Annotated in this window: 17 protein-coding genes and 2 tRNA genes; 7 read left to right on the top strand and 12 right to left on the bottom strand. The window is 63.4% G+C overall.

Going from position 1 to position 16,094, the window contains the following annotated elements:
- The coding region (locus tag LCM4576_RS23320) for an extracellular solute-binding protein (protein WP_116397993.1) at positions 1-984 on the bottom strand (984 nt) is incomplete at its 3' end.
- Between the two features lie 282 nt (positions 985-1,266).
- Between LCM4576_RS23320 and LCM4576_RS23315 the strand changes: the two genes are divergently transcribed.
- From LCM4576_RS23315 to rbsK, 3 genes are all read left to right on the top strand, one after another.
- Complete coding sequence (locus LCM4576_RS23315; protein WP_071034857.1) at positions 1,267-2,325, top strand: ABC transporter ATP-binding protein; 1,059 nt, start codon at positions 1,267-1,269, stop codon at positions 2,323-2,325.
- An 83-nt stretch (positions 2,326-2,408) separates the two neighbouring features.
- Entirely contained in the window at positions 2,409-2,861 is a 453-nt protein-coding gene (locus LCM4576_RS23310) for an RbsD/FucU family protein (protein ID WP_071034856.1), read from the top strand.
- A gap of 4 nt (positions 2,862-2,865) precedes the next feature.
- The gene (rbsK, locus tag LCM4576_RS23305) at positions 2,866-3,810 is read left to right on the top strand and encodes a ribokinase (protein ID WP_071034855.1); all 945 of its coding nucleotides are present in this window, start codon (positions 2,866-2,868) and stop codon (positions 3,808-3,810) included.
- A gap of 210 nt (positions 3,811-4,020) precedes the next feature.
- Here rbsK and LCM4576_RS23300 read toward each other — a convergent pair whose 3' ends face one another.
- Positions 4,021-4,224, bottom strand: coding sequence for a hypothetical protein (locus LCM4576_RS23300; RefSeq protein ID WP_071034854.1), 204 nt, complete (start codon positions 4,222-4,224; stop codon positions 4,021-4,023).
- Between the two features lie 66 nt (positions 4,225-4,290).
- Positions 4,291-5,154, bottom strand: coding sequence for an AraC family transcriptional regulator (locus LCM4576_RS23295; protein WP_071034853.1), 864 nt, complete (start codon positions 5,152-5,154; stop codon positions 4,291-4,293).
- 147 nt (positions 5,155-5,301) lie between these two features.
- On the opposite strand from LCM4576_RS23295, the gene LCM4576_RS23290 reads away from it, so the two are divergent.
- Positions 5,302-6,258 (top strand): phytanoyl-CoA dioxygenase family protein, encoded by a 957-nt coding sequence (locus LCM4576_RS23290; protein WP_071034852.1) that lies wholly within the window; start codon positions 5,302-5,304, stop codon positions 6,256-6,258.
- Between the two features lie 693 nt (positions 6,259-6,951).
- Here LCM4576_RS23290 and LCM4576_RS23285 read toward each other — a convergent pair.
- Positions 6,952-7,028, bottom strand: a tRNA-Asp gene (locus tag LCM4576_RS23285).
- A gap of 218 nt (positions 7,029-7,246) precedes the next feature.
- On the opposite strand from LCM4576_RS23285, the gene LCM4576_RS23280 reads away from it, so the two are divergent.
- Positions 7,247-7,322, top strand: a tRNA-Val gene (locus LCM4576_RS23280).
- A 79-nt stretch (positions 7,323-7,401) separates the two neighbouring features.
- On the opposite strand, the gene LCM4576_RS23275 is transcribed toward LCM4576_RS23280, so the two are convergent.
- The 7 genes from LCM4576_RS23275 to LCM4576_RS23245 all read right to left on the bottom strand — a co-directional run bounded on the left by LCM4576_RS23275 (position 7,402) and on the right by LCM4576_RS23245 (position 13,316).
- Positions 7,402-7,800: a hypothetical protein gene (locus tag LCM4576_RS23275; RefSeq protein WP_320411870.1), complete on the bottom strand. Its 399-nt coding sequence runs from the start codon at positions 7,798-7,800 to the stop codon at positions 7,402-7,404.
- A gap of 266 nt (positions 7,801-8,066) precedes the next feature.
- Positions 8,067-8,822 (bottom strand): ABC transporter permease, encoded by a 756-nt coding sequence (locus tag LCM4576_RS23270; protein WP_071034851.1) that lies wholly within the window; start codon positions 8,820-8,822, stop codon positions 8,067-8,069.
- The gene (locus LCM4576_RS23265; protein ID WP_071034850.1) at positions 8,819-9,592 is read right to left on the bottom strand and encodes an ABC transporter ATP-binding protein; all 774 of its coding nucleotides are present in this window, start codon (positions 9,590-9,592) and stop codon (positions 8,819-8,821) included. The genes LCM4576_RS23270 and LCM4576_RS23265 overlap by 4 nt, the downstream gene beginning before the upstream one ends.
- A complete protein-coding gene (locus LCM4576_RS23260) occupies positions 9,592-10,644 on the bottom strand; it encodes an ABC transporter substrate-binding protein (protein ID WP_198540306.1) in 1,053 nt (350 codons plus the stop codon). The genes LCM4576_RS23265 and LCM4576_RS23260 overlap by 1 nt, the downstream gene beginning before the upstream one ends.
- Before the next feature lie 67 nt (positions 10,645-10,711).
- Entirely contained in the window at positions 10,712-11,146 is a 435-nt protein-coding gene (locus tag LCM4576_RS23255) for a VOC family protein (protein WP_041008744.1), read from the bottom strand.
- Between the two features lie 2 nt (positions 11,147-11,148).
- A complete protein-coding gene (locus LCM4576_RS23250; protein WP_071034848.1) occupies positions 11,149-11,883 on the bottom strand; it encodes a FadR/GntR family transcriptional regulator in 735 nt (244 codons plus the stop codon).
- Positions 11,880-13,316 carry an FAD-binding oxidoreductase gene (locus LCM4576_RS23245; protein ID WP_071034847.1) on the bottom strand — a complete coding sequence of 479 codons (1,437 nt, stop codon included), beginning with the start codon at positions 13,314-13,316 and terminating at the stop codon, positions 11,880-11,882. The genes LCM4576_RS23250 and LCM4576_RS23245 overlap by 4 nt, the downstream gene beginning before the upstream one ends.
- Positions 13,317-13,567: 251 nt before the next feature.
- Between LCM4576_RS23245 and LCM4576_RS23240 the strand changes: the two genes are divergently transcribed.
- Both LCM4576_RS23240 and LCM4576_RS23235 read left to right on the top strand, forming a co-directional pair.
- A complete protein-coding gene (locus tag LCM4576_RS23240; protein ID WP_071034846.1) occupies positions 13,568-14,746 on the top strand; it encodes a M24 family metallopeptidase in 1,179 nt (392 codons plus the stop codon).
- The gene (locus LCM4576_RS23235) at positions 14,733-15,959 is read left to right on the top strand and encodes a M20 family metallopeptidase (RefSeq protein WP_071034845.1); all 1,227 of its coding nucleotides are present in this window, start codon (positions 14,733-14,735) and stop codon (positions 15,957-15,959) included. The genes LCM4576_RS23240 and LCM4576_RS23235 overlap by 14 nt, the downstream gene beginning before the upstream one ends.
- A gap of 32 nt (positions 15,960-15,991) precedes the next feature.
- Here LCM4576_RS23235 and LCM4576_RS37270 read toward each other — a convergent pair.
- Positions 15,992-16,094: M23 family metallopeptidase (locus LCM4576_RS37270; protein WP_244510894.1), on the bottom strand; the 103-nt coding region annotated here is incomplete at its 5' end.

Below are 16,094 nucleotides of genomic sequence, written 5' to 3'. Positions count from 1 at the left end.
CAAGGCGTCGATCACGTCCTGGATGGCGCGCACCCAGGCCGGATTGTTGATGCGGGGCTTCATCGTGTCGGCATCGAACAGCCAGGCCTTGTCATCGGGATGCTTGGCATAGGCTGTGGCGCGGCTGCCGAGGAAATAGAAGCCGAAACCGCCCCAGGGCTTGGGCGCGTCGAGATAGCCGTAGACGTCCTGGCCCTTGAATTTCTTGCCCTTGAGGAACTTGGTCACGGCCTGCACCTGCTGCCAGGTCTTGGGCACGCCCCATTCCGTCAGGCCGGCCTTGTCGCCGCCATCGGCTTTCCACGCCGCCGCCAGCTCGGAGTCGGAGAACACGTCGGTGCGGTAGTTGAAATTGTGCGTGTCGCCGTCGATGGTCACGCGATACTGCTTGCCGTCCCAGGTGCCGACCGGCGGTTTCAGGTAGTTGACGAGGTCGTCGAAGTCGATCTGCTTCTTGACCCAGTCGGGCATCTCGGAGGTCAGGCCCTTGCCGCAGACGTCGCCTTCGAAAGGCGCGCCCATCTCGATGATGTCGAAGTCGACGGTCTTGGTTGCGATGGACTGCTGCAGGCGGGCGTTGTAGTCGGCCTGGGCGAGGTCGATCCAGCTGATCTTGGCGCCCGTATAGGCCTCCCACGGCTTCAGGAAGCCGCGGAACAGCACGTTGTGCAGGTTCTGGTTGTTGAGGCCCATGAAGGTGAGCTCGACGCCGGCGAACTCGCCTTCCTTGACATTGGCCTTGGTCGCTTCGAGGCAGAGCTCACCGACCTTCTGGAAGTCGGCATCGGTCGGCTGGCCCTTGCCGACGCCTGGGATCTGCAGGATTTTCGCACGCAGGCTGTCATCGGCCGCGGCCGGCCTCGTCAGCGCACCGAGTCCGGCGCCGGAGGCGGCGGCGATTGCCGCCATGGAGGCAGCACCCTTCAGCACATCGCGGCGGCTCGCGCCGGCGCGCATCAGTTTTTCATACAGGTCGACTCTCATCTACAGGTTCCTCCCAGAACAACAGCGATTGAATTGAAGTGGCCAATCTCTCGGACGTCGAAACGTCTCTCGGTTCTCCTCGATCATACGGGGACGTGGGACCCCACCCTGCGTCGCCGGAGCTCCGATCTCAGGGTAACAGGCCTGCTCTCGGATTGGCACTCGCCACTATTCGCGTAATCGATTACCTTGTCAACAAGATTGGCTTTTTATCTATAAGATACCGACTTGCCGTTGCCGCCGGCAATGGCTAGCTTCACCGCAAAAGATAAAGGGGAGACGATGGCTCAAGTCGCGATCAGCAGTGTGGCCAAGGCGTTCGGAACCGTCAAGGTCCTGCATGAGGTCAGCGTCGATATTGCCGACGGGCAGTTCGTCGTGCTGGTCGGCCCTTCAGGATGCGGCAAGTCCACGCTGTTGAGGATGGTGGCCGGGCTGGAGACGGTTTCCGGCGGCACGATCTCGATCGGCGACCGCGTCGTCAACAACCTGCCGCCGGCGAAGCGCGACATCGCCATGGTGTTCCAGAATTACGCGCTCTATCCGCACAAGACGGTGGAGCAGAACATGGCCTTCGCGCTGAAACTGCGCGGCACGGATCCGGCCGTCGTCGCCGAGCGGGTCAAGCGCGCCGCCGACATCCTCGACCTCGCGCCCTATCTCAAGCGCTACCCGCGCCAGCTTTCCGGCGGCCAGCGCCAGCGCGTCGCCATGGGCCGCRCCATCGTGCGCAATCCGCAGGTGTTCCTGTTCGATGAGCCGCTTTCCAACCTCGACGCCAAGCTGCGCGTGCAGATGCGCACCGAGATCAAGGAAYTGCACCAGCGGCTGAAGACGACCACCATCTACGTCACTCACGACCAGATCGAGGCCATGACCATGGCCGACAAGATCGTCGTGATGCGCGACGGCCGCATCGAGCAGGTCGGCGCGCCGCTTGAACTGTTCGATCGGCCGGCGAACCTTTTCGTCGCCGGCTTCATCGGTTCGCCTTCGATGAACTTGCTCAAGGGGACTGTAAAGAAAGCCGAGAAGCCGGTTGTAGAGATCGCCGGGACGGCGTTCCCGATGCCATCGGGTGTCGCTGCCGAGGACGGCCAGGCCGTCGTCTATGGCGTGCGGCCGGAACATCTGGAGATCCATCCGGACGGCGTCGAGTCCAAGGTCTCGGTGGTCGAGCCGACCGGCTCCGAGACCCTGGCCTTCGTGCGTTTCGGCGAGGGCGAGATGGTGGCGCTGTTTCGCGAGCGCCACGACTTCAAGCCGGGCGACACGCTCAAGCTCAGGCCGCGCCTCGACCAGGTCCACCTCTTCGACGCCGGGACCGGCAAGCGTCTTTAGAACTTTACCCAATTCCGGACGGAAAACCGCTCACACTTTTCCTGGAATTGCTCCAGACCGCATCAACCCTTCAAGAGGAAACCATGCTCAAAGGGATCAATCCGCTGCTCAATGCCGATGTGCTCCAGGCGCTGCGGGCGATGGGCCATGGCGACGACCTGATCATCGCCGATACCAATTTCCCGTCCGATTCAGTGGCGCGGCAGACCGTGCTCGGCAAGCTGTTGCGCATCGATGCGACGGCGGCCGACGTGGTGAAGGCGGTGCTGTCGGTCTTGCCGCTGGATACTTTCGTCAACGACGCGGCGGCGCGTATGGAGATCGTCGGCAAGCCGAACGAAATCCCGCCGGTGCAGAAGGAGGTGCAGAAGGAGATCGACGCGGCCGAGGGCAAGCCCTGGCCGATGATCTCGATCGAGCGCTACGCCTTCTACGAGCGCTCCAAGAAGGCCTATTGCGTGATCCAGACCGGCGAGCGCCGCTTCTATGGCTGCTTTGCCTTCCGCAAGGGCGTCRTGCCGCCGGATGCGGAGTAAAGACATGGCCACCGGCAAGCCCGTCGTCATGAAGCCTGTCGTGATTTTGGGCGTGTTCGTCGCCGACACGGCGTATCGCGCCGATCGCCAGCCGCGGATGGGCGAGACGATCCTCGGCAATTCCTTCAAGCTCGGACCGGGCGGCAAGGGCTCGAACCAGGCGGTGGCGGCAGGTAAGCTTGGCGCCGACATCACCTTCCTGACGCGTCTCGGCGTCGACGCTTTCGCCGACATGGCCAAACAGACCTGGAAGGACGCGGGCGTGAAAAGCGCCGTCATCGACACGCCGGACAGCTATACGGGCGCTGCCTATATCTTCGTCGAGGAAGGCACCGGCAACAATGCCATCATCGTCAGTCCGGGCGCGGCAATGCTGATCTCTCCGGCCGACATCGAGGCGCATGCCGAGCTCATTCGCTCCGCCGGCGTCTTCGTCACCCAGCTCGAACAGCCGATCGATGCGGCCCTGAAGGCGCTGGAAATCGCGCGCGGGGCAGGGGTGACGACCATCCTCAATCCCGCGCCGGCCGCCAGCCTGCCCGACCGGATCTATACGCTCTGCGACTATGTCACGCCCAACGAGACCGAGGCCGAAGGTTTGACCGGCATCAACGTCTCCTCGATCGACGATGCCCGTCGCGCCGCCGACGCCCTGCTGGCCAAGGGTGTCGGCGCCGTCATCGTGACGCTCGGCGAAAAAGGCGCGCTGTTGCACACCAAGGACCGATCCGAACATGTCGACGCGTTCAATGCCGGTCCGGTGATCGAGACGACGGGGGCGGGCGATGCGTTCAATGGCGGTCTCGCCGCCGCTTTGGCAAAGGGCGTCGAGCCACTCGAGGCCGTGCGCTTTGCCTGCGCGGTCGCCGGCATTTCGGTGACGCGCCACGGCACCGCGCCGTCGATGCCGACGCTGCAGGAGGTCGAGGCGCTGCTCGTTAAGACGTGAACTCATGGTTCGCGCGGTCTATTAGCGGCTTCTTGACCCGGAACGCAGCTGAGCCGAGCGCGTTCATCCTCCTGGTCGGCGACACCGGAACGGCAGGATGAAAAAACCATACGAAAAACCCACGCTCGTGAAGCGCCAGAAGCTCACCGCGCGGACGGCCCAGATTATCGCTTCCGGCGTCATATTGGGCGAATGATCTCGGATGTTGCGTTACAGAATCCTGCTGGTCAGCTCCAGCATCGTCGTCGCGCCTTGCTCGCTGCCGGGCATATGCACGACGCGCAGAACCCTGAGGTCTTGGTTCGATCCTTCAACCGGCATCGAAACGCTTTCGCCGACGCGCGRCAATTCCTGAAACGCCAACTCGTCCACATCCCTGGCATCGTCGATGGAAATACGGCATCTCACAGCCATCTGATCTCTCCCGTTTTTCGCCCGAGGGCTGAACGGGACAAGGTTGGAATGGTTCCGAGAAAGGCATCAGCCGGCAAAGCGGTTGCGATATTCGCGCGGCGTCAGCCCCTTCAACGCCTTGAATTGGYGCCCGAAATTGGCCAGCGATCGATAGCCGACCAGCTCGGCGATGTGGGCAATCGGCTTGTCTTGTTCCGCGAGGAGGGCGCATGCTTCGCCGATGCGCAGCCGCGTCACATATTCGACCAGGGTCAGGCGCGTGTGCCGCGTGAACATGCGGTGAAAACCCGACGGGCTGAGCGCGGCGAGGCGCGCGAGGTGATCAATCCTGAGATCGTCAGTGTAGTGYGCGTGCAGATAGTCCAGGACGCGGTCTATGCGCGCGCCGCTCGAGGCGAGAGTGGACTGGGGCGAACGGGACGGCGCCGTAAGCGGCTCGGCCGCGTCGTCCTCGGCGAGCGTCAGCAGCACCGAGATCAGGTCGAGCAGCCGGTCCGCGGGCGGCTTGTCGAAGATCGCTTCGATCCGCGCCCTGACGCGCTCCGTTGCGCCTTGGGAGAATTTCAGCCCGCGCGCCGACCGGTCCAACAAGCCGGCAACCGGCCGCAGTTCCGTCAGAAGCCCGGTCAATGCACGCGCCCATTCGGGCCGGAACCAGATGACCATGACCAGATGCGGYCTACCGCCATCGAGCTTGCTCGTCGACGACCAGGTGTGCGGCAGATTAKGGCCGAGCAGCRCGAGATCGCCATCGTCATAGCCGCYGACATGGTCGCCGATGAAGCGGCGGCCGCGCGAGTTCAGCGTGAGCGTCAGCTCATATTCCGGATGATGGTGCCATTCGAACGGAATGGTCGGGTCGCGCGGCACCCTTACCATCGACCATGACGCGTCATCGGCGACGGTGACTTTCTCCAGATATGGCTTCACGGCCGGCCTCCAAAAAAATCGCCTCGAACGGCGTTAGGACGACGATGGACGCCAGAATAGTATCATTTCAGGCCTGTCAGGGACAACATGCATGCCTGTCGTTCGGTTAGCCTCATGTGCGGCAAGACAAGGTCGAGGAGGAAATCGATGGCCCACGCGAAAGACATCACGAAGGACGATCATCCGACATCCAGCCGGGCGACGACCCAACTGTCCAGAATCAAGAAAACGCTTCCGCTGCGTGTGCTTTCAGATGCGGATTTCGCACACTGGCAGAAGCGGGGCTTCGTTATTGTGCGCAATGYGGTGCCGCAGGAAAATGTCGAGCGTCTCAAGGCGCTGCTTTGGCAATTCGAGGAGAAAGACCCCAGCGATCCGGCGACCTGGGACGTCACCCAGCGGCGCGATTACGCGCTGAAGGAAATCAACAATGCCGGCATGGTCGAGATCTACAACCATCAGTTCCTGTGGGACAACCGCATGGCGCGCCGCGTCTACGACGCTTTCGTCGACATGTGGGACATGGAGGATCTGTGGGTCGCCATCGACCGCGCCAACCTCAACACGCCCAACAAAGGCAAGCGCGCGTCTCCCGGCTTCATCCACTGGGATGCCGATACCTCGCTCGAGCCCAAGCCGATCTCGGTGCAGGGTGTGCTCTCGCTGGTCCACCAGGACGGCGGCGACATAGGTGGCTTCCAATGCGTGCCCTATCTGTTCGAGCATTTCGACGAGTGGGTGAAGACGCAACCCGCCGACCGCGATCCGCATCATCCGGACATGAGGGGAATCGAGGACAGGATCGAGAAGCTCGAGCTTTTCCCGGGCGACCTGATGATCTTCAACTCGCTGCTGGCGCATGGCGTGGCGCCGAACACGTCCGACGACAAGGTGCGGATGGCGCAGTACATCTCCATGTTCCCCGCCGATGAGGGCAATCTCGTCGAGCGCGAGGCACGAATCCGATCCTGGCGCGAGCGCGAGGCGCCGCAGCGCGCCGGCTTTGCGGGTGATCCGCGCGGCTGGGAGAAGAGAAACGCCGAGACGGCAAAGCTGACGCCGCTCGGCGAAAGGCTGCTGGGGCTGGTCAGCTGGAACGGGTGATGGYGGGAGATCGAGACGGCGGGATGTGCCCGCCGTTGCGTCGCCGACCGAGCTGACTTTTCTTCCCGCCAATTACCGGGGTGCTGATTACGATCACTCGCTCCCGAAGGCGATGGACTTGCCGACGATGATGCTGGCAGGCTGGAGGATGAGCCATGCTATGAGGATGCTAGTGATCATGCGGCGCTACTAAGTTTCGGTCCAAGCGAGCCCGGCTTGCTTTGTTTTTCAGGTTCGCAAGCCGGGCTATGCACCGACCGATGGGCGGGGGCTTGGGGTTTATCAGCCGGCGCGGGCGCAGACTGTCGATTTGCCAGCAAGTCCGCAATCGACCGAGGTCCTCGCTTCCAATGGCATAGGTCCGAATAACGAAAAGATATAGCCCCTTATTCCGTAGGGGCAGCTCGGTCTGGCCAGGGCAAGAATGGCAGCAGGGTAAGCCCTTTTGACCTAAAGCGCGTCGCGACCTTTCAGATTCCTCCCTGCGCTTTAGGCTTTTGACTTTGCGCATGTCTTTGTCCCGAAACCGGTTCCCACTTTCGGGAGACACGCTTTAGGCGAGCAGATCAATCGCGGACCCGGGTCCTCACTGCGACTTTCTCAGGTGGCGGCAGCGGCGGCGACCAACGCGGTGGCGGGCGCTGTCGGATTGTCAGCAGGGAGTTCAGAAAATACAATATTTCAAGAAGCTAATGGCGCGAGTGACGGGGCTCGAACCCGCGACCTCCGGCGTGACAGGCCGGCACTCTAACCGACTGAGCTACACCCGCGCACTGACGAGCACGTGTCAGTCGTGTTCGTCGTTGGGGCGCTGGATAAGGGGTTCGCCTGCGGGTGTCAAGCGCGGCATTCAAGCATTATAGCAATCAGGAGAAGGTTTTTTGACAGCGCCATCGAGCCTGGGGAAATCCGCATTGCAGGGCGCACGCGATCCCTTCATTTGGCCTTGCGAATGCGGCCCTAACTGCTTAAAGGTCCGCGCTCAAGCGGGCGATTAGCTCAGTTGGTAGAGCGCTTCGTTTACACCGAAGATGTCGGCGGTTCGAGCCCGTCATCGCCCACCAATCCGCTGGACAAGCAGGAAGTAGAACGGGGCAGCGGCCTTGCAGAGCCGCCACCCCGTCATGAGCCGGGTTCAGGCCGCTATTGCCGGACGTAGCAGCGCTTGTGAGCGCCCGGGGCGGGATCATCGCCGAAAGCGTTGTTGCCGCAGCGAACGCCGTTCCTGAAAACATCCTGCGTGTACTGGCCCCGTGCGCCGTATCTGACCATCGCGCGGCCGCGGAAATCGCAGAACTCGCCCTCCCTGGCGCAGGCGACCCATTCGCCGCGATCCGGGCGTGAGCCGTAGTCATTGTCTCCGTAATTGTCGTTATCGCCATAGCCGCCGCCACGCGCGACGAAATAACAGGCCTTCTCGCGGCCGGGAGCGGGGTCGCCAAAAAGGCGATTCGAGCACGGCACGGCCTGACGGCGAAAAACCGCGAGGTTGTTCGGCCCCGGGCGCCGTAGACCACTTCGGTGGGATAGGGCAAGCGGCATATGCCGCCTTCATTGGCGCATCGCCGCAGCTGCTGCGCCGAGGCGGAGGCGGGGAAARGGGCGGACGCCGCGGCGACCAGTCCGGCCAGGCATATCAAGGCCAGCGTCGCCCGGATCGAGACGTGAAAAGTTTTTAACACGAATTGTCTCCCGGTTTGGTTGTGCGCCGGCATCCTACCGCAGGCGGATTAAATGCGCGATGAATGCCTGATCGGGAGGCTGTTCCTATCTCGATATGTGGGCACGCGGCGCGGCTGCCGTCTTGCTCAGTATTTGATGATTCGCCGCTCGATCAGGACGACGAGGCAGAACAGCGCGATCGACAGCGACGACGACAGCACGATCGCCGCATAAAGCCGGTCGGACTGGTAGTTGAAGGTCGCCTGGATGATCAGCGCGCCGAGCCCTTTGTCCGAGCCGATCCACTCRCCAACGATGGCGCCGATGAYGGCGGTGGCCGACGCRATCCTGAGCGAGGAGAACAGCATCGGCAGCGCGCGCGGCAGGCGCAGGCTCCRGAAAATCTCCGAGCGTGTCGCCGACAGCACCCGGAACAGCTCGTGCTCGTTGTCGCTGGCCGAATCGAGGCCACGGATCATGTTCACCAGCGTCGGGAAGAAGCAGATCACCGCGGCGATGACGATCTTCGGCGTCATGCCGAGACCGAAGATCAGGATGATGATCGGCGACAGCGCCAGGATCGGAATGGTGTTGAAGAACAGCACGATCGGGAAATAGGCGGCCTGAAGCACGCGGCTGTGGACGAAGAGCACGGCCAGCAGCACGGCAGCCAGATTGCCGATGACGAAACCGGCCAGCGCCTCGATCAAGGTCGGCCGCAGATTGTCGATGAGGAGCGAAAAGTTCTTCTGGAAGACGCCGAATATCGCCGTCGGCGTCGGCACGATATAGGCCGGCACGCCGAGCAGCGGCAGCAAGTATTGCCAGGCGAGCAGGATCGAAGCCGCGCCAAGGACGGGGAGCGCAATGGTCATTTGCGGAGAGAGCGGCGCCTGTCTCACGATGCGCGCTCCAGCGCCATGCGCAGATCGGCCATGGCGGCGACGATCGCCGGATCCTCGCGCTTGCAGCGATTGCCTTCCTGCTTGAAGGGCCGCATGTCGAGGTCCTTGACGACGCGTCCCGGATTGGCGGCCAGCACGATGACGCGTTCGCCGAGATAGGCGGCCTCGGCGATGGAATGCGTGACGAAAAGGATAGTCGTGCCGGCGCGCCGCCAGAGCGCGAGAAGCTCGTCGTTCAATCGGTCGCGCGTGATCTCGTCGAGTGCGCCGAAGGGTTCGTCCATCAACAGCAATTTGGGCTCGCCGAGCAAGGCACGCGCGATCGCCACGCGCTGGCGTTGGCCACCGGAGAGCTGATGCGGCAGGCGCTCACTGAGGCCGCCGAGGCCCATCAATTCCAGTAGTTCCGCGCTGCGGTCCTCGATCTTGCGCGTCATCCTGCCCTGGCCGACACCGAGCGGCAGGCGCACATTATCGCGCACCGTGCGCCAGGGCAGCAGGGTCGAATCCTGGAAGACGAAGCCGACATCGCGGCGCGAGCGCACCGTGTGCGGTGTTTCGCCAAGCACGCTGATCGTACCTCCGAGCGGATCGAGCAGGTCGGCCACCACGCGGAGCAAGGTCGACTTGCCGCAGCCGGACGGCCCCAGGATCGATAGGAAGGAGCCGGCCGCGACGGTGAGGTCGAGGCCGGCGAGCACTTTGACGGYCGTCCGCCGTCCGCCATAGCCGACATCCAGCTGTCGCGCTTCGATCKCGTCTGGCATCACGCGGCGGGCGCGTCGAGCTTGGGCCGGTCGGCGGCCGAGAGTTCGAGTATCTTGGTGGTGTAGACATCGGCGGCCGCTGGGCGACCGTTCGGATACTGGCCGACCTTGTCGAGCAGCGCCAATTGCTCCTCGATCGAGGCTGGATCGAACGTACCCCAGCCGTCCTTGGCGGTGGCGCCGTCAAAGGAGAGTTTCAGCACCAGGTTGACTGTCTTTTCCTCCCAGCCGAGATCCATTTCGGGATAGGCGGCGACCATCTTCTTGACCGCTTCCTGCGGGTTGGCGTGGACCCAGCCCCAGCCTTTGCCGACGGCGCCGATGAATTTCGCCAGCGTCTCAGGATCCTTTTCGATTGCCGCGTCAGTCGCGAAATAGACATCGGCGTAGGAGCTCAGCCCGAGATCGCGCGTCAGCAGGTCGATGCGGTCGTCGCCGACGACGCTGAGCGCCTGCGTGTTGGTGATCCAGCCGCCGATCGCGTCGACATCGCCGCGAACCAGCGGCGCCTTGTCGAAGCCGACATTGACGATGGTCACCTCCGACGGATCGACCCCATTCTTAGCCAGGATCTCGTCGATGACAAAGCGCGYCGTCGGCTGGATGCCGATCTTCTTGCCCTTCAGGTCCGCGACGCTGCGGATCGGCTTGGCTGGCTTGGACGTCAGTGCGTAAGGACCGGTGCGGAAGCCGCAGGCGATGATCTTGATCGGCACGCCGCTGGCGCGGGCCGAATAAAGCTGTGGCGTTTCCGAGAACTGTCCAAGCTGCGCGGCGCCCGAAATGACAGGCGGAACGGTCGAAGCGTTGGGGCCGCCGGGGCTGAATTCGACCTCCAGCCCGGCATCCTTGAAATAGCCGTTGGCGAYGGCCGCGATATCGCCGATCTGGCCGTTGGACATCAGCCAGTCATACTGGATGACGACCTTGCCGGCGGCTTTCGCGCCGGGGGTCAACACCAGCTGCATGCCGGCGGACGCAGCCGCCACGGCTGCCATGCCGCCTTTCACGAAAGCGCGACGATTCAATTCGAAGTCACTGTTCCCACTCATTTTTCGCTCCTGTTACAGACTTTTCTCGTCTCTTCTTCAGGCGCCGCTCCCTTCGGCGCGGCGTCGTCTACGGCTGTTCGTCGTGGTAGTCGCCAGGGCCGCCGTCGAGCCAGGCGTAAAGCTCCCAGAGCGTATCGTCCGGGTCGGTGAAATAGGCGCAGCGCGCATTCCAGACGTAGTCTTCGGGTGGGCCGTAGAAGGGCACGCCCCTGGCGCTGAGTTCGGCATGCATGCGGTCGATGTCGGCCGGCGCATCGAGCTGCACGGCGACGCAGACCTTGTGCGCGCGACGCGGCGACTTCAGGTTCGACACGCCTGTATGGCGGTTGATGTGGTCGAGTTCCCAGGCGGCGAGCGTGACGCCCTCGCCATGGAAATCGGCAAAGCCCTCGGCGCGGCGGCGCAGGCGGAAGCCGAGCTTGTCGACGTAGAAGTCAACGGTACGCTCGATGTCTTCCACCAGCAGGCAGACGTCGGAGATGCGCGTGATGTTTGCCGACATGGCTATTTCGCTCCGCCAGCTTTGTGGATAGGCAACTTGACGCCGAYGCGGTTGGCGGCGCCGACGATGTGAGCGCGCATTGCTGCTTCTGCAGCCGCAGGATCGCCCGCCACAAGCGCCTCGTAGATGCGCACATGCTCGCCGACATTGATCTCGACGAGGTCGTGCAGCGGGTTGGTCATGCGGGCGTAGTGGATCGAGTGGCGGATCTGCTCGCAGACGAAGGAAATGAAGGTGTGGATGTAGCTGTTGCCGGTGGCGCGCGCGATCTCGCGGTGGAAGAGCAGGTCGGCGTCGATGCTGCCTTCTTCCCAGCGCTCCTCGCCGCCCATGCGGTCGAGCGCCGCCTTGATCGAATCGAGATGTTCTTTGCCGCGCCGCGCCGCCGCCAGCGCCGCCGACTCGGCCTCGAGGATGCAGCGCAGCTCAAACAGCCGCTCCATATTGTGCGTGTCCTTGAGCGCCTCGCGGTCGATGCGGATCGCGGCGCGCTGCTCGGGCGCCAGCACGAAGGCACCGACGCCTTGGYGCGCCTCGATCATGCCGTCGGCACGAAGCTGGGCGATCGCCTCGCGCACCACGTTGCGGCTGACGCCGAATTTTTCCGACAGCTCCTGCTCGGTCGGCAGCCGCGCGCCGGGGTTCAGTTCGCCGGATTCGATCTCGCGGCTGAGGAAGGCCGCGACCCGGTGCGGCAGCGTTTCGACGGTACCGATGGCGGCCAGTCTCTGCTTCATGGAAAAGTCTCCGTCACGGGCAACAGACAGCCGGGATTCATCAAGCCCTTAGGGTCGAGGGCGCTCTTCAGTGCCGCGACCATGCGGCGATGCGTCGGCGAAAGCCCGGCCCAGAATTCCTTTCGGCGGCTGCGGCCGATTCCGTGCTCCGCGCTGATCGAGCCGCCGAGGCCGATGGCGATTTCATAGAGCCCGGCGATGATCTCAGCGCCACGCGCACGAGCCTCGCGCTCGGCAAGTTCGAGCGGCGGCAGCACGTTGAAATGGATGTTGCCGTCGCCGGCGTGGCCGTAGGCGAGAGGAATCCAGCCGGAGTGGTCATTCGCGACGAAGCGGCGGGCTTGCTCGATCAAGGCAGGGATGCCGGAAATCTTTACCGACAGATCGGTGCGCACATGATAGCCGCGCTTCGCCTGGCCTTCGACAAGGCCCTCGCGGATCGCCCAAAAACTCCTGGCCTGCGCGGTGCTCGCGGCGAGGACCGCGTCGGTCACCAAGCCATTTTCCATGGCATCGCCGAGGAAACCGGCAAGCAAGCCGTTGAGGTCGATGGCGGCGCTGGACGACAATTCGATCAGCACATGGACTGGCGCCGAGACCGGCGCTCTCATTGCGGGGTCGACCAGCCGGGCAAGCTCGATGCATTCCGAGCCGATGATTTCGAAGGCGGAGATCAGATCCGAACAGTCGCGGCGCGCCCGATTGAAAAGCGCGACGGCCGCCTCGAACGAGGCCAGGCCGAGATAGGCTGTCTCTGTTTTGGCCGGCTTCGGAAACAGCTTGACCTCGACGCCGGTGATGATGCCCAGCGTGCCTTCCGAGCCGATGAAAAGCTGCTTGAGGTCATAGCCGCTGTTGTTCTTGCGCAGGCCGCGGATGCCGTTCCAGAGCTCGCCATCCGCCAGCACCACTTCGAGACCTAGGATCAGGTCGCGCGCCATGCCGTAGCGCAACACGTTGACGCCGCCGGCGTTGGTGGCCGCATTGCCGCCGATCTGGCAGCTGCCTTGCGCGCCGAGCGCGAGCGGGAAGAGGCAATCCCGCGCCTCGCACGCGTCCTTGATCGTCTGCAGCACGCAGCCGGCATCGGCTTGCAGCGTGAAATTCTCGGTATCGATCTGCCGGATGGAGCTGAGCCGCTCCAGGCTGACGACGACCAAGCCGCCGCCTTTGCTGTCGATGGCGCCCGACACCAGTCCGGTGTTGCCGCCCTGTGGGATCACGCCGAGCCCAAGTTCGCCGCACAAACGCATTACCGCTTGAACCTCGGCCACCGAAGCTGGCCGCAGCACGGCGAGAGCCCCGCCGCGATAGTCGCCGGCCCAGTCGCCCAGATACTTCGCCATTCCGGCCGGATCGGCGGCGATGCCGTTCTGTCCGACGGCGCTTTCCATGGCGCCAAGGATTTCCGGTGAAAGGCGTTGGAGAGTCATGAGCGTCTATGTCTGGATATTGGGTGATACATATCATCCTACAACTTACCTCAAGTCAATCGCCCCTCGTGTTCGGCGATCACGTCATCGGCTCAAGTAAGGGAGCTGACCGTGTCGGTCGGGAAGGCCGTGTCTGTTGTGCTAGGCCCTGCCTATGCGTTGTCCTGGCCGATTGCCGACCGCCAAAACCACCGCGATGGTGGCGGCAGGGGAAGCCGCCCCCGACCCGATCGATCCGGTGAGGAGAAAAGATGATTGAACTGCCTTTTGCCCGCGAAGAGTACCAGCAGCGGCTCGGAAAGATCCGCGCCGAGATGGCCAAGCGTGGTATCGAACTCCTGATCGTCAACGACGTCGCCAACCAGCATTACATCACCGGCTATGACGGCTGGTCGTTCTACACGCCTCAGGTGGTGCTTGTTCCGATCGAGGAGGTCGAGCCGGTCTGGATCGGCCGCGCCATGGATGCTGCCGGCGGCTTGCTGACGGCCTGGATGAAGCCGGAAAACGTGGTCGGCTTCCCGGAAGACCATGTTCAGCGCGCCGACCGTCATCCGATGGACTGGATCGCGGCCTGGATCGTCGCCAAGGGCTGGGGCAATCGCCATATCGGCATCGAGCTCGAAGCCTATTATTTTTCACCGAAGGCGCATGCGCGGCTCGTCGCCGGACTGCCCAAAGCGAAATGGCACGACGCCGATCTGCTCGTTAACTGGATCCGCGCGGTTAAATCGCCGCCTGAAATCGCCTATCTGCGCAAGGCGTCAAGGCTGGCCGAGGCGGCGGTCGCGCGGGCCTACGAAGTCATTGCGCCAGGTGTGCGCGAGTGCGACGCGATCGCCGCCATCCAGGCGGCGCAGATCGCCGGCAGCCCGGATTTTGCCGGCGACATCACCGCGCTGCCGCCGACGATCCTCGGCGGCGAAAACGCCTCCGCGCCGCACATCATGTGGAGCGACCGGCGGTTCGGAAAGGACGAAACGATCGCGCTCGAGCTAGCCGGCGTCTGCCGCCGCTATGCCGCCGGGCTCGCCAGGACCATGCAGCTCGGCAAGACGCCGGCGCGCGTCGCGGACACGGCAAAGGCCGTCATCGAAGGCATGGATGCTGTGCTCGATACCGTATGCCCGGGCACGACCGCTGAAGCGGTCGAAGCTGCCTGGCGCAAGGTTATAGAGCGTCACGGGCTCAAGAAGGAATCGCGCATCGGCTATTCCATCGGCGTTGCCTATCCGCCGGATTGGGGCGAGCATACGATCAGCCTGAGGCCCGGCGACAAGACGGTGCTGCAACCCGGCAATGTCGTTCATTCCATCCTGGGCATGTGGATGGACGGCTGGGGCATCGAGATCAGCGAGACCATCCTGGTGACCGAGACCGGCAACGAGACGCTGACGAAGTTCCCGCGGGATATCCATGTCAAATCCTGACCGGCCGTCTTCAGCGAGCGACACCGCTCCCGACATCGATGCCGGGATTCTCGATCGGATGATCGAGATCCGTCGCCATTTGCACCGCCACCCGGAGCTCTCGAACCGCGAAGCGGGCACGCAGCGCTATTTGCGCGAGATGCTTGCAAAGGAGGGGATCGCCGAGATTCGCGATGTGGCCGGCTACGGGCTTGCCGTCGATATCGTCGGCACCGGCCGGCCTTCGAACCGAAAGGTGGCTATCCGAGCCGATATCGACGCCTTGCCGATCGAAGAAGAGTCGGGCGTCGACTTCGCGTCGGAAAATCCGGGCGTGATGCATGCCTGCGGTCACGATGCCCATGCCGCGATGGGCTTCGCGGTCGCCGCGCATCTCAATCGCTCACCCGACAGTTTCGGCGGAACGGTCCGCCTCATCTTCCAACCTGCAGAAGAGGACGAGCCGTCTGGCGGCAAACGGGTGGTGGAGGAGGGGCTTCTCGACGATGTCGATGCCGCGATCTGCGTCCACGTCGACCCCTATACGCCATCCGGCAAGGTCGCCGTCGGCTCCGGCCCCTACACTTTGGCGTGCGATACGTTCGACGTGCTGGTCACCGGCTCGGCGGYGCATGCGGCAAAACCCTATGAGGGTATCGACGCGCTAGCTATCGCCTGCTCCATGGTGGGCGAGCTACAGAAGATCGTCTCGCGCGAGACCGATCCTTACGATCCGCTGGTCATATCGGTGACCGCCATCGACGGCGGCAACGCCTACAACGTAACCGCCGGCAAGGTTGCGTTCAAAGGCACAATACGCAGCGGCAGCGACGCCACCCGCGAGCGTGCCTGGCGCCGGCTCCGCGAGGTGCTTGAAGGAATAGCTGCAAGCCACGGCGCAAACGTAAAGATCGACATCCACCGGGGCGAACCCGGCGTTATCAACAATACCGGGATGGCGGCCCTGATCATGGCCGGCGCCAGGGCCAGCATCGGCGTAGATAATGCTCTCAACGTGCAGGGATGGAGCATTGCCGACGACTTCGGTTACTACAGCGAGAAACGCCCGTCGGTGTATTTCCGACTCGGCATCCGCAATGAGGAGGTCGGGTCGGTCTACCCGCTTCACCACGCCAGGTTCCGCGTCGACGAGGCCGCGTTAAAGAGCGGTGTCCTTACTCTGGTTTCGGCGGCAACGATGTACCTGGCCGGGCAGGAAGATCCCGGCGCTTAGCGTTTCGCCGGCGCCGGTGTCGGATCAGCCGGTCAAAGATACTGCGCGACCTTCTTGCCGACGGTCAGGAAGCGCAACGGGTCGACTGCTTCGCCGTCGTGACGCACTTCGTAGTGAAGGTGCGGGCCGGTCGAG

The organism is Mesorhizobium sp. LCM 4576, assembly GCF_001854815.1.
Lineage (GTDB): Bacteria > Pseudomonadota > Alphaproteobacteria > Rhizobiales > Rhizobiaceae > Mesorhizobium > Mesorhizobium plurifarium.
The sequence above is the reverse complement of the archived record's forward strand: the minus strand, read 5'-3'. Positions and strand labels throughout refer to the sequence as shown.